We start from the raw sequence: 14211 nt of genomic DNA, 5'->3' as shown, positions 1-14211 counted from the left end.
ATTTCGTCTGAGCGAGTTTCATGTAAACGGGAGTGGGAAGACGTTGTGGGAACAGTGCCAAGTTTTCTGATGGCGGCCGCGATCAACCTGAAGCCTAATCGTCAGGCAGCCATCCCGAGGGCGTATCCGTGCCACAGGTGTAATTTTGCTCTAATATCTTAGACGCTGAATTGTTGGCTGGGTGGTGCCGGGGCCATGTCAGAGGAACTTGGCTTGAGGCGGGTTGAACCTCCGCCTACCCAGCCCGAATGGCAGAACGCGCCCCTTTCAAGTACTTCAAATCCGGTCCCGAGATCATGCGTCTGACGGCGATGCTCTACGTCCGGCTCCCGCTCTCGCTGCGAAATGCCAAAACCTTCTCCACGAGCGCGGCATCGACGTCAGCGACGAGACGGTACGGTATTGGTGGAACAGGTTCGGCTCAATGTTTGCCTCAGAGCTAAGAAGAAAACGGGTTCAAAAGCTGCGTGCCGTCTCGAAATGGCAGCGGCACGTGGACGAAGTTTTCGTGAAGATTGAAGGCGAGCGCCACTATCTCTGGCGGGCCGTAGATCACGAAGGCGACGTACCGGAAAGCGTTGTTGCAAAGCGACGAAACAAGCAAGCCGCATTGAAAATGCTGAGGAAAATGATGCGGCGCTACGGTCGTCCAGAGGTGCTGGTTACCGACCGGCTCCCTTCGTATAAAGCCGCCCTGCGCGACCTCGGATGTGATGATCTCCAGGCATGTGGGCGCTGGCTCAACAACCGTATTGAGAATTCACACCTGCCATTCCGACGAAGGGACCGAGCCATGCAGCGCCTCCGCCGAATGCGAAGTCTTCAGAAATTCGCTGCCGTTCATTCTTCCATTTTCAACCACTTCAATCAGGGCCGAACACTCTCCAGCCGCGATATCTTCAAGCTGAACAGAACCGCCGCTCTCGCCGAGTGCCACAGTCTCGGCGCAGCATAAAAGACACCTTCACTGTCCAAGTGGAGGCGAGTTCGAATTGGTCTGACAGCACCGCCCATGTTCTTGATCCACCGTTTAAAAGAGCATTACGCTGCCGCCCAGTAGGCTGCCGTCCGCGACTCACCTTTCCGGAATCCTCTTTCGGCCAACCACTTGCGCGCCTGCTCTGCCTCGGATCTTTCAGCGGCGAAAAAGATGTACCGGTCGCTTTCGGGGAACGGCAGACCGGCCAGGGCCGACATCGGCGTTTCCCCCTTGCTCCGGATGCACCAGCGCAGGGTGACACCGTCGGGATGCGGTATCTTCTGAATGTCTTCCGAATGCGGCACGACGATCGCGGCCGCACCCCGCGCGTCGCGCGGCAAGACGGACAGGATCCGCGCCATGACCGGCATCCCGGTTTCATCTCCGACAAGCCCAAGCCAGCCAACCGGCGCAGGATAGCCACTCCCGCCCGGGCCGGTCAGGGCGATCTCGTCTCCCGGGCCCACCCGGTCGCACCACGTGGTCACACGCCCGCCATCATGTCGAAACACGTCAAAGCTCAGGCGCGTGCCTTGCCGCGTGGGTTCGGCCTCCCGCGTGGTGTAGACCGGCCGATGCCACTGGCCGATCCCGCCGGGCCAATCCGTGGCACCCGTTTCGTCCGTCACCGGCCAGGGCGCGCCCGCCGGTCCCATCAACAGACGAAAATGCAGCGGCTCGGCGGCGAAACGCCCAAGCTCATCGCCCTCGATCACCACCCTGCTGTAGGAGGGCGATATCCGCGTCACCCCGGCGACCCGCGCAAGCGCCTGGTTGCCGGGCTTTTTTCCGGCCAGATCTTCCTGCCAGTCGGGGACAAGCCCCATACCGGCCAGCCGCTCGACAAGTGTGTCGCGGATCAACTGCAAGCCGACCGCATCGGTGGCATCGATGGTGATCGCAGTGTCCTTTCCCCGCGGCTCGACGACAAGACAGCCCGTCATCAGGCCGATGCGAATCCCGTCGCCGTGCGGCTCGACCGGTCGCTCGGCGTCCTCGGCAAAGACCCGAAAGGCGGCGACGGCGCGTGTGCCGTCAACCGCCAGTATCGCTTTCGCAAACGTCAACCTCGCCTCAAAACGTGTAGTCGAGCTGCAGGCCGATCTCTTGCCGGTTGCCCAGCCCCTGAAGGCTCGCGCTGCTGTTCTCGTAGACCAGGTAATCCTCGTCGAAGAGGTTCGTCGCATAGGCCGTGATCCTGGCCTGATCCCACGCATAGCCCACGTTCAGATCGACCGTGGTGAAGGCGCTGAGCGTGTCCGGCGTCGCGTTGTCAAAGCGCGATTTCTGCCGCCCGGTATGCTTGACCACCCCGGAAGAGAACCATCCGGTCGGAGCGCCCCAGCGATACCCGACCGCGGCCGTGAATTCCGGCGCATTGGGAAAGCCGAGACCTGTGTAGTTCACGCCGCCGGTGTTGAAATCCTTGAACTCGGTATGCAGCAGACCGACCGAGGCGAAAAGATCCAGCTTGCCGGTCGCCGCGTAGTCCAGCTCGAACTCGGCGCCGTAAGATTCGGACTCTCCCGCATTGACGATGCTGTTGTTCGGAAACAGGCCGATCTCGACCTGCTGGTCATCCCATGTCTGCCAGAACGCCGTCGCAGAGAAACCCAGCTGGTCCTGCACGAACCGCCCCTGGTAACCCAGTTCGACGACCGTGGAGGTTTCCGGATCGAAACGGTACGCGCCAGCCAGGTTGCTCCCGGCGCCGCCGGGGCGGTAGCCCTGCTGCACCACAAGCGATATCCTGTCCTCGTTGGCCAGTTCGCGCGTCAGGCCCAGCTTGCCCAGGGCGACCACGTCGTCATAGGAAAAGCTGGTCGTGGCGCCGGAAACCACCTGCGTCGTTTCCTGGTCGATATGATCCAGCCGTCCGCCCGCGATCACCGACCAGCCGGGCGCGAATTCATAGGTCCCCTCGCCGAAAATCGCGGTGTTGTTGGTTTCGATATCGGTCATCTGGTTGATGCCGATGGTCAGCGGCTGCGTCGGATCGGCCAGGATTCCGGTGTTGAAGTAGGTGCCGCGGCGATAGGTATCCCGCACCTCGCGGCCGGCATAGGCGCCCAGCACCCAGCGCAGACCCTCGCTCTCGTAGTTCAGGCGGAATTCCTGCGTGAAGAGGTCCTGCTGCTGCCCCGCATCGGCCGATGTAAGCTCACCCGGGTTGCCGAAGTTCAGGGACCGCACGTCGGTTTCCGACATCGACACGCTCGTCATCGAGGTAAACTTGAGGTTGGCATTGATCTCGTGCGTGATCTCCAGCCCGAAATTGTTCGTGGTGGTATTGCGCACCTCTTCCAGTACCGTCAGCAGGCCCAGCTGGTTTTCCGGCGGAATGCCGAAGAACAGGCTCAAGGCCGCTGAGTTCGCCTGCAGGACCGGAAAGTTCGGACTCAGCGCCCCGTTGACATCACCGCGGTTGGTCCCGCTGGCCACGATGTTGGGGCTGGTATTGTCATAGGAGTGGGAATAGCTGAGCAGCACGCGCGTACGGTCGGTCGGCGTCCACAGGAGTTTGCCGCGCAGCGTGTGGTACTTGTCCTCGCTGATGTCGTCATACCCGCTGAACCCCTGGTAGGAGGGATAGTCGATCGAACTGTCCTTATGGTACCACTCACCGCTCAGCCGGATCGCCACGGTATCCGAAACCGGGCCGGTTCCCGCAATGCCCACGGTCCTGCGGTTATCGCTGCCATAGGTCAGACGCATGGCGCCGCCGGGTTCGAACTCCGGGTCCTTGGTCTTGACATAGACGGCACCGGCCAGCGCGGCGCGGCCGCTGAGCATGGATTGCGGCCCGCGATAGACCTCCACCTGCTCGACATCGAAGGTCGAGCGTGCGCCACGGCGCGTGCCCTCGACCGTTTGCTGGACACCGTCGATATAGAAGGATGCCAACGGCGCACCCAGCCCCGGCGTCTGGCCTTCGGAATTGACGCCGCGGATGACAAAGCCGGTCAGCGCGCTGTCCCCGCCCTGAACGTTGGGGATCAGGCCGAACGTGTCCTCGATCGACGCGATTGTGGCATCGTCCAACTGCTCGCCCCGCACGACGCTCAGAGGCGCGGTACTGTCCTCGGCATCTGTCGAAGTCCTGTCGCCGTAGATTTCCAGTGTGCCGAGGTCGAACGGAATCTGGCCGTCCTGCGCCTGTGCAGCCGTGACGGCAAGGATCGAAATACTGCTGGTGAAAACCAGCTTCTTGAGCGGGAAAATAAGCACGGCCAGATGTCCTTCCGGAAGCATTTGAAAAGGAAATGGCTGGCGTAACGCTCGCTTTGTTGACCAAATTACTCAGGTAGGCCGCGCAAGCAAGGCGATATCATCGCTCGACGACGTTCTTGTATCAAATTAGCAACTTATTCCGGCAGTATGGAGCGGGGAACACACATTGGCCGCCCGGTCGCGGGGTCCTCCAGCACGTCGACATCCACACCGAAGACTTCGGCCAGGCGGTCCTTGGTCAGGGCTGCGCGCACCGCGCCTTCGGCAACGATTCGGCCGGCCTTCATCATGACCACGTGATCAGCGTGCCGCGCCGCCTGGTCCAGGTCGTGCAGCACCGCGATCACGGTCAGGCCGCCTTCATTCACCAGTCGCCGCATCAGGCCCAGCACTTCCAGCTGGTGGCGCAGGTCCAACCACGTCGTCGGCTCGTCCAGCAACAGGACAGGCGCGTCCTGTGCCAGCACCATGGCGATCCAGGCCCGCTGTCGCTGCCCGCCCGAAAGCACCTCGACCGGCCGGTCACGCAGCTCCGTCAGGCCGGTCTGATGCAAGGCCCGGTCCACCGCCCGCTGATCACGGGCCTGCCACGGGCTGAACGGGCCGCGATGCGGATAGCGGCCCTGCCGCACAAGCGCCTCGACGCTCAGGCCCTCGGGCGGCTCCGCCCCCTGCGCCAGCAGGCCCAGCGCCCGCGCGGCCTGCTTGGACCCGAGATCGGCAATCGCACGCCCGTCCAGCAGGACCTGCCCCTGAAGCGGCGCCAATTGCCGCGACAGCGCTTTCAGAAGGGTCGATTTCCCACAGCCATTCGGTCCCAGGATCGCAATGAACCGGCCCTTGGGCAGCGTGACCGACAAGCTGTCCACGATCGGTAACGCACCATAGCCAAGGGTCAGGGCTTCGGCGACAAGACCGGCCTGCGCTTCGGAGGGATCAAAGCTCATTGCGGCGGCTCCAGAGAAGGTATCCAAAGAATGGCGCCCCGATCAGCGCGGTGGCCAGCCCGACAGGCACCTGCACCGGCGCAAGCAGTCGGCGAGCGGCCAGGTCGGCCACCACCAGCAGGATCGCACCGCAGACCGCGGCGACCGGGATCAGCCGTGCGTGATTGCGCCCGGTCAACGCCCGCGCCACATGCGGCGCGGCCAGTCCGACAAAGGCGATCGGCCCCGAAGCGGCCACGGCCGCGCCCGCCAGCAAGGCGACGGCCACGATCACCAGCCCCCGCACCAGCTGCACCCGTTGTCCGACACCGCCCGCCACCCTGTCACCCAGCGCGATCAGGTCCAGCTCACGGGCCGCCAGCCACAGCGCCAGCGCACCCGGCAGGCCCCACAGCACGAGCCATTCCAGCTTGACCCAGCGCGCATCCTGCAACGATCCTGCCGACCAGGTGATCGCACGCTGCACCTCAGCGGCCGGACCGAATGCGGCGATGAAACTCGCCCCGGCCCCGGCCAGTGCGCCGACCCCCACTCCCACGAGGATCAACCGCAGGGACGACGTTCCCGCCCGCCAGGCAAACATCTGGATCGCCAGCGCGGTGATCAGCGCACCGGCGAAACTGACGGCGGGCAGAACGCTTTCGGGCAGGCTGGCAACCTCGACGATCACGATCATCGCGGCCAGGGCCGCACCCGCATTGATCCCAAGCAGGCCGGGCTCGGCCAGCGGGTTGCGCAGAACCGCCTGTGTCGCCGTGCCCGCCACCGCCAGCGCCGCCCCCACCGCGGCCGCCAGCGCCACGCGCGGCAGGCGCAGGGTCATCACGATCGTCTCCGAGACTTGCGACACCTCCACCCCGGCCAGCGCGCGCAGCACGTCCACCGGCGACACCGGCTGGTCGCCTGCGGCCAGCGCCAGCAGCATAGCCAGCAGCAGTAGGGCACAGAGCACCGCGCCGGTCATGCCAAGCCACCCGTGCGACGCCGCGCCAGCCAGATGAAGACCGGTGCGCCGACCAGCGCCATCGAGACGCCCACCGGCACGTCCCGCGCCCAGATCGCGCGCGGCAACGCGTCCGCCACCACGACCAGCGCGGCACCCGCCACCGCCGCGACCGGCAGGATCCGCCGGTAATCCGCTCCCACCGAAAGACGCACCATGTGCGGCACCACCAGTCCGACGAATCCCAGCGGCCCCGCCAGCGCCACGGCCACCCCTGCCAAGGCTACCACCAGTGCCGCGGATACCAGACGCCAAACGGTCTGCGCCTGCCCGATGCTCCGCGCCACCTCGGCCCCGAGGCTCAGCGCCGTCACCTGCCCCGACAGCACCAGCGCCAGCCCCATCGGAAAGGCCACGTAGGGCACCAGAGGCAGAACCACATCGAGCGTCCGGCCACGCAGACTGCCAATCGTCCACTGCCGCACCACTTCCTGTGTCTGCGCGTCCAGCACGAGGATCGCGGCGGTGAGCGCGCCGATGAAACTGGCCACGATCACGCCGGCGAGGATCAGGCGCACCGGGCTCGCCCCCGACCGGCCCGCCGACCCCAGCGCCAGCACCAGCGCCGCCGCCAGCGCCGCGCCGAGAAAGGCCAGCCAGACCAGCACCCCCATCGCATCGACACCCAGAAAGGCGATGCCGCAGACCACGGCAAAAGCCGCCCCCGCATTCACGCCCAGGAGTCCCGGATCGGCCAGCGGATTGCCCGTCATCGCCTGGATAATCGCACCGGCAACGGCCAGCGCCCCGCCGGTCAGCAGCCCGGCCAGCAAACGCGGCAGGCGCACTTCCTGCATCACCAGGCCCGCCCGGTCGGACCCGTCGGCAGTCAAGGCCTTCAACGCCTCCGACCACCCCATATCCGATGCGCCCACGGTCAACGCCCAGAGCGACAAAGCCAACAACGCCAGCGCGCCGGGCAGCAGTATCGACCAAAGAGGAAACTTCAAGGCGTGCCGATCAGGTATCGCTCGACATCATCCAGAACCGCGTTGGCGGCATCGAGCCCGCTGAACTCCATCCAGTGGGCGTGATCCACGCGATAGGCACGCTCCGTGTCCACCGCCGGCAGCATCCGCCACAGCGGGTTGCCCGTCACTTCCTCGAACCGGCCATCGGTGTCGGAATCATTGGTGCCACCGACAATGTAGAACAGCACGTCGCCGTCCAGCGCAGCCAGTTCCTCGAGGTCGGGACGCTTCATCGACAGGCTGGGGTCATCGGTGCTCTCGTACGCACTACGCTGCACACCGAGTTCGCGCAAAAGCGCAAAGGGCGCGTAGGTCACCGGCGCATCCATGTAGACTTGGAAATCCCAGGACGTGATCCGCACCACCGACAGGGTCCGGTCGTGGGGCACCCGCGCCCGCAGGTCCGCCATTCGCGCCTCGAACGCGGCAAGCCCGGCCTCGACGGCGGCCTTTGAAACCTCGTTCCCCAACGGCGCAAGCAGGCGATAGAAAGCCCGCCAGTCGAGGTCTGTATAAAGCAAAGTTGGCGCAAGCTGACTCGCCATCGGGTAGATACCGGACGCCATGCTCTCGGACCCTGCAAAGCCCAGGATCAGATCCGGCTGCAAAGCCACGATCGCCTCCATGCTCGGCTCGGTCACGGCGCCTATGCTGGTCACACCCGCCCTCTCGGCCCGCGCCTTCAATGTCTCGTCACTCATCAGGTCCAGCGGCGCGCCGACGACCTGCAACCCTGTATCCATCGCCACGCCCAGTCCGAAACTCGGGTCCAGCACCACGACCCGCTCCGGTGCCGCGTCGAGGCACAGGTTCCCGCCATAGATCGCCGGGTCTTCGACCGCGACACCGTCACAGGCCACGGCGCCGCCGACAGACAGGAAAAGGGCGGCAATAACCAAAGATGGAAAACGCATGCAGACTCCGGGATCAGGTGGGTGTCTGGCTTCGGGCAAGGTCTGCACGCGTGGCTGAACATATGCTGCGAGCATAACCAGGCAATGTCAATCTGATCGCGGTATGCCGTTCTGGCGCAGCTTGCGATAAACGGCATTCATTCTCCGAAAATCTCGGCCACTGGCCGCACTGCGCCGGGATTGGCTGCACGATATCCCGGAAGGATCTTGATTGCGCTCGCGAACTCCCGGCTCTGCATGGCGGCGATGACCCGCTTCATGGCTTCCGACGCCAGCAGCGCGTCGCGACAGACGAACACGTAGTCCTCTGTCACCAGGGGCAGAAACTCCAGGTTGAACCGACGCGCGGCGGCCTCCACGCCAAAGCTCGCATCGGCCATTCCGCTCGCGACATAAGCGGCGACGGCGGCATGGGTGAACTCGAAGGGCGGATGCCCGCCGCCAATGTCATCCGGCGTCATGCCAAGTTGCGCAAGGATCTGCTTGAAGAGATGCGCCGTCCCCGAGACCGGGTCACGCGCGACGAAACGGATATCGGGGGTCTTCAGATCCTCGACGCCCCGAATGCCCAACGGATTGTTGGCCCCGAGCATCAAGCCCATTTCGCGGGTGACGAAGCTGATCACGCTGTAGCGCTCTCCGGTCAGGAATTCCTGGTTCGCCTCGATCGCCTGCTGACGCAACGGCCCCTGTGGCAGATGCAGCCCGGCAAGATCGCATTCGCCTCGCTTCAATGCCATCAGTGAGGTTTCGTTGCTGACGTACCGCAGGTCAAAGACCATGTCGCCCTGACTGTCCAGGATGTGCTGCAACTGTTCCACGGCGAACCCGTGGCTGGCATGAGCACGAATCTCCGTGGTGGCCTGCGGAAGAAATTCCACCAGTTCCGCCTCCAGCTCGTGCACCAGGTTGGCGAGCTGCGGCATCAGCCGGGCTTGCAGCCGCTGTCCCGCCCAGACCAGCCGTTCGCCGAACGGCGTCAGGCTGGTGCCCTTGCCGCGTTTGCGCTCCACCAGCGGTGTCTCGAAGAAGTCCGACCATTTCTCGATCAGGTTCCACGCGTGCCGGTAGGAAATCTGCGCCTGCTCGGCAGCGCGCGTGATCTTGCCGGTGGCGCGGATCTCGTTGAGAAAATCCAGCATGACCATCATCGGCGGCTCGTCTTCGGACTTACGAAAGCGCCAGACGGGGACAATCTCGATCTGCATGTGGTCTCCTTAATATGCACATCAGTGCATAACTTTAAGCAGTCATTTCGGCTTATATGCAGTAAATATCATATTTTATCAAATGAAAACCATTCCTAAGTTGAGGGCATGCGGCTTCCAAAGCACGGAGCCGAAGGCTAAATATGAACTTAAATGCATATAGTGAGGACGCCATGCCCTACGATATCTCGACCACCCGCGCGGATCTGATCATTCATGGTGAACGGATGCCGGCGCGTTCCGGTCGCAGCTTTGAAACGCTCAACCCGGCCACCGAGCAACCGCTCGCACAGGTCGCCGAGGCGGGCGTGGAGGATGTGAACGACGCGGTCGCCTCCGCCCGGGAGGCGCTGACCGGTGACTGGGGCCGGATGCGCGCAGCCGATCGCGGCCAGATCCTGCTGCGCTTCGCCGACCTCATCCGCCGCGATCAGGACGAACTGATCGAACTGGAAAGCCTCGATTCCGGCAAACCGGTCTCGACCATCCGGCGGCAGGACATGCCGGCGGTGCTGGACACGCTGACCTACTACGCAGGCTTCGCCGACAAGATCAACGGACAGGTCATTCCCGCCCGGCAGGACGCACTGACCTACACCGTACGAGAGCCGGTCGGCGTGGTCGGGGCCATCGTACCCTGGAACTTCCCGATGATGATCGGCATGTGGAAGATTGCCCCGGCCCTGGCCTGCGGCTGCACCGTGGTCCTGAAACCGGCGGAACTCACACCGCTGACCGCGCTGAAACTGGGCGAACTTGCGCTCGAGGCCGGCATTCCCGCCGGCGTGCTGAACGTCGTGCCGGGCTTCGGCGCCGTCGCGGGGCAGGCACTGGTCGATCACCCGGACGTGGACAAGGTGACCTTCACCGGCTCTCCGGGGGTCGGCCGGCAGATCCTGCAAGGCTCCGCGGGCAACCTCAAGCGCGTCACTCTGGAACTTGGCGGCAAATCGGCCAACGTCATCTTTCCCGATGCCGACATTGAAACCGCGGCCAAGGCCGCCGCGTCCGGTATTTTCTTCAACAGCGGACAGGTCTGCTCGGCCGGCTCTCGGATCGTCGTCCACAACTCGATCCGCGAGCAAGTCGTGGAACGGCTCGTGGCGCGGGCCGAGAAGATCCGAACCGGCGATCCGTCCGATGGCGACACGCAGATGGGGCCGGTCGTTTCCGAGAAACAGATGGGCCGGATTCTCGACTATATCCGTATCGGCGAGGAAGAGGGCGCACGGCTCGTGACAGGCGGCGCCCGCGCAATGGAGCGCGGATATTTTGTCGCCCCGACCGTGTTCGACGATGTCCGCCCCGAGATGCGCATCTCGCAGGAGGAGATTTTCGGCCCTGTCGCCTCGGTGATCGGCTTCGATGACGAGGACGAGGCGCTCGCCATCGCCAACGGTACCAGCTTCAGTCTCGCGGCGGGTATCTGGACCAATGACATGCGCCGGATGCACCGTTTCCTTCGCGACCTGAAGGCAGGCACCGTCTGGGCCAACACTTTTGGGCCGACCGACGTGCGGTTGCCATGGGGCGGCACTCGGGACTCCGGCTTTGGCCGCGAGCACGGCGAGATCGCGCTGGAAAACTTCACCGAACCGAAATCGATCTGGATCGCGCATGGCGCGTGACACCTGATCCGTCATCGCGGGGCCGTGTCTTCCTCCCATCCTCCCGGTCGGCAAGACCCCGCAAGCGCAACGGCCCGCCGCCTCCCGGCGGGCCGTTCTGCTGCCGAACCGTCATGCGGGTGTGCCAGGGCGTGAACACCTTGCCGTAGCTGAAACTGCGGTGTCGCAAACAGCCCTGTCTGGATGGCCACGACATTACCCTCCGACCCCGCGCCTGGTCCCGAGCTTGGGCCAACTTGCGCAATGGATGGTTTTTCCACGGTCACCTGCATTAACCAGCTGACAGAAAATCATCTCATCGCCTGACAATACTCCCGCCGGAGGCTCCACCACCTGCCGCGCGCGATGAGGTCTGCGTTTCTTACCCCTGCCGCTTCGACACGGCGGGGTGGGCGGGCGGGCGCCGTGTCGAAGCGGCAGGCGTCAACACATCGCGCAGCAGCGCAAGCGGGTGCGCCTTCAGCGACAACCGCATCGAAACGTAATCCTCCACCACCTCCTCGCCCGTGGTCATGGCGGGCAGGTCCACGTCGGGCTCGAACACCGCCTCGCCCTCCATGTCCCCGGCGAACAGCGGCAGCGCGCTCTTGCCCACCATCGCATGCGTTTCCCACAGCGCCCCGCGCCGCGCCACGTCGATGCTGGCAAAGGCATCCGCCTCCGCCAGCCGCGTCATCACCTCGGGCGCCACGCCCGCGCGACGCCACACGTCGCTCACCTCGCGGTACCCGTTGCCCCGCGCCGCGGTGATCCAGTGGGCGTCTTCCTCCACCATCCCCTTGACCTGCCGGAACCCCAGCCGCAGGGCCAGCCCGCCGGCTTCGTCGGGCTCCATCACGTTGTCCCAGAAACTGGCGTTGATGCAGACCGGGCGCACCTCCACGCCGTGCTCCCGCGCGTCCCGCACGATCTGCGCCGGCGCGTAGAACCCCATAGGCTGCGCGTTCAGCAGTGCACAGGCAAAGATCCCCGGATGGTGCCGCTTGACCCATGCACTCGCATAGACCAGCAGCGCAAAGCTCGCCGCATGGCTTTCGGGAAAGCCGTAGCTGCCGAACCCCTCGATCTGGCTGAAACACCGTTCGGCGAACTCCATGTCATAGCCATTGGCCCGCATACCGCGCAGGAACCGCGTGCGGAATTCGCTGATATTCCCGTGCTTCTTGAACGTCGCCAGCGACCGGCGCAGCCGGTCCGCCTCGTCCGGCGTGAACCCGGCCCCGATGATGGCGATCTGCATGGCCTGTTCCTGGAACAGCGGCACCCCCAGCGTCTTGCCCAGCACCCGGCCCAGCTCGTCGGACGGAAACTCGACCTTTTCCTCGCCATTCCGCCGCCGGATATAGGGGTGCACCATGTCGCCCTGGATCGGCCCGGGCCGGATGATCGCCACCTCGATCACCAGGTCATAAAACGTCCGCGGCCGCATCCGGGGCAGGAAATTCATCTGCGCGCGCGACTCCACCTGGAACACCCCGATCGTGTCCGCCTTGCACAGCATGTCATAGACGCGCGGGTCTTCCGGCGGCAGCGAGGCCAGCGTATGCGTCTGCCCGTGATGCTGATCGATCAGGTCGAACGCCTTGCGCAGACAGCTCAGCATCCCCAGCGCCAGCACATCCACCTTCAGGATGCCCAGCGCGTCGATATCGTCCTTGTCCCAGCAGATGACCGTGCGGCCTTCCATCGTGGCGTTCTCAATGGGCACCAGCTCGTCCAGCCGCCCCTCGGTGATGACGAACCCGCCCACATGCTGGCTCAGGTGCCGCGGAAACCCCTCGATCTCGCGCACCAGCTCCATCGTCTGGCGCAGCCGCCGGTCGTCGGGGTCAAGCCCGATCTCGCGCATCCGCTCCCGCTCCACCGCGCCCGAGGTCGCAAAGAACCCCCATAGCTGCGACGACAGCGCCCCCACCGTGTCCTGGCTCAGCCCCATCGCCGCACCGACCTCGCGAATGGCCCGCTTGCCCCGGTAATGAATGACCGTCGCGCACAGCCCCGCGCGGTGCCGGCCGTAGCGCTCATAGATATGCTGGATCACCTCCTCGCGCCGCTCATGCTCGAAATCCACGTCAATGTCAGGCGGCTCGTTGCGCGCCTCGCTGACGAAGCGTTCGAACACCATCGTGCCGGTTTCCGGGCTGACCGAGGTCACGCCCAGGCAATAGCACACCACCGAATTGGCCGCCGATCCGCGCCCCTGGCACAGGATCCCGCGTGATCGGGCAAAGGCGACCACGTCACGCACCGTCAGGAAATACGGCTCGTAATTCAGCTTGGCGATCAGGCTCAACTCGTGCTCGATCATGCCGCGCACCCGCTCCGGCGCGCCGTCGGGATAGCGCCAGCGCAACCCCTCCATCGCCAGCCGCCGCAGTCTTTGCGCCGCCGTTTCCCCCTGCGACACCTCGCTGGGATACTCGTACCGCAACTCGTCCAGCGAGAACCGCAGCCGCGCCGCCACCTCCCCCGTGCGCCGCACCGCGTCCTCGTGCCCCGCGAACAGCCGCAACATCTCCGCCTCGGACCGCAACCGCTGCTCGCCGTTGGCCAACGCATCCCGGCCCAACTCGTCCACCCGCCGCCCCTGCCGGATCGCGGTCAGCACATCCGCCAGCCGCCGCCGCCGCGCGTGGTGCATCGCGGGCAGGGCCGAGGCGACCGTTTCCAGCCCCAGCTCCCCCGCCAGCGCCGCCAGCCGTTTGAGCCGCTTCGCATCCTGCCCGTCATAGCGCGGCGCCATCAGCAGGTAACACTGCCCACCAACACCCTTCACCAGCCGCCCCGCGTGACGCTTCCAGTCCCGCAACGCCCCCTCCGGCGGATGCAGCAACAGCACGATCTCCTCTATCCTCTCCAGCAGGTCGTCCAGCCGCAGGTCGCATTCCCCCTTCTCGGCCCGCAGCCGCCCGGCACTGATCAACCGGCTCAGCCGCCCCCACCCTTGCCGCGTCTCGGGCAGGGCGGTCAGCACCAGTCCCTCGCGCAGCACCAGCCGCGCGGCGGGGTAGAAGCGCGGCACATGGGCCCACTCGGGCGCGCGCGGCTGCGGCGCGGGCGGGCCTATGGCGCCGTCACGCGCCTCGATGCGCTCCCGCTCGGCCACCACGCGGGCGATCTCGCGCACCGCCGCATGGGCGCGCACCACGCCCGCGACCGAGTTCTCGTCGGCAATGGCCAGCCCCGCCAGACCCAGCTCTGCCGCCCGCGCCACGTATTCCTCGGCATGGGACGCCCCGGTCAGGAAGGTGAAATTGGAGGTGATCGACAATTCGGTGAACATGGCAGACCCGCATCATATTCACCTTTTGTTCTCATTTCGAGTCCGAA

9 protein-coding genes and 1 pseudogene are annotated in these 14211 nt (G+C 65.1%); 2 read left to right on the top strand and 8 right to left on the bottom strand.

Translation table 11 applies throughout. The features are described from left to right. Window positions 1-248: 248 nt before the first annotated feature. Window positions 249-955 (top strand): annotated as a pseudogene (locus PVV74_RS15860) (IS6 family transposase). Between the two features lie 86 nt (window positions 956-1041). On the opposite strand, the gene PVV74_RS15855 reads toward PVV74_RS15860, so the two are convergent. From PVV74_RS15855 to PVV74_RS15825, 7 genes are all read right to left on the bottom strand, one after another. Beyond that, window positions 1042-2046, bottom strand: coding sequence for a siderophore-interacting protein (locus tag PVV74_RS15855; protein WP_274593888.1), 1005 nt, complete (start codon window positions 2044-2046; stop codon window positions 1042-1044). A gap of 7 nt (window positions 2047-2053) precedes the next feature. Continuing rightward, window positions 2054-4207 (bottom strand): TonB-dependent receptor, encoded by a 2154-nt coding sequence (locus PVV74_RS15850; protein WP_274593887.1) that lies wholly within the window; start codon window positions 4205-4207, stop codon window positions 2054-2056. A 137-nt stretch (window positions 4208-4344) separates the two neighbouring features. Then, complete coding sequence (locus PVV74_RS15845; protein WP_274593886.1) at window positions 4345-5157, bottom strand: ABC transporter ATP-binding protein; 813 nt, start codon at window positions 5155-5157, stop codon at window positions 4345-4347. Further along, window positions 5147-6121 carry a FecCD family ABC transporter permease gene (locus PVV74_RS15840; protein ID WP_274593885.1) on the bottom strand — a complete coding sequence of 325 codons (975 nt, stop codon included), beginning with the start codon at window positions 6119-6121 and terminating at the stop codon, window positions 5147-5149. The genes PVV74_RS15845 and PVV74_RS15840 overlap by 11 nt, the downstream gene beginning before the upstream one ends. Then, complete coding sequence (locus PVV74_RS15835) at window positions 6118-7110, bottom strand: FecCD family ABC transporter permease (RefSeq protein ID WP_274593884.1); 993 nt, start codon at window positions 7108-7110, stop codon at window positions 6118-6120. The genes PVV74_RS15840 and PVV74_RS15835 overlap by 4 nt, the downstream gene beginning before the upstream one ends. Beyond that, a complete protein-coding gene (locus PVV74_RS15830) occupies window positions 7107-8045 on the bottom strand; it encodes an iron-siderophore ABC transporter substrate-binding protein (RefSeq protein WP_274593883.1) in 939 nt (312 codons plus the stop codon). Before PVV74_RS15830 ends, PVV74_RS15835 begins: the two co-directional genes overlap by 4 nt. Window positions 8046-8182: 137 nt before the next feature. Beyond that, window positions 8183-9253: a substrate-binding domain-containing protein gene (locus PVV74_RS15825; protein WP_274593882.1), complete on the bottom strand. Its 1071-nt coding sequence runs from the start codon at window positions 9251-9253 to the stop codon at window positions 8183-8185. Between the two features lie 173 nt (window positions 9254-9426). Here PVV74_RS15825 and PVV74_RS15820 point away from each other — a divergent pair, with 173 nt between their 5' ends. Beyond that, window positions 9427-10881 (top strand): aldehyde dehydrogenase family protein, encoded by a 1455-nt coding sequence (locus tag PVV74_RS15820; RefSeq protein ID WP_103763721.1) that lies wholly within the window; start codon window positions 9427-9429, stop codon window positions 10879-10881. A gap of 361 nt (window positions 10882-11242) precedes the next feature. On the opposite strand, the gene PVV74_RS15815 is transcribed toward PVV74_RS15820, so the two are convergent. Then, a complete protein-coding gene (locus PVV74_RS15815) occupies window positions 11243-14164 on the bottom strand; it encodes an error-prone DNA polymerase (RefSeq protein WP_274593881.1) in 2922 nt (973 codons plus the stop codon). Between the last annotated feature and the right edge of the window lie 47 nt (window positions 14165-14211).

Source organism: Roseovarius sp. SK2 (assembly GCF_028807495.1).
GTDB classification, from domain to species: Bacteria; Pseudomonadota; Alphaproteobacteria; order Rhodobacterales; family Rhodobacteraceae; genus Roseovarius; species Roseovarius confluentis.
Note: the sequence above shows the minus strand (reverse complement) of the source record. Positions and strands in the feature narration are given on the sequence as shown.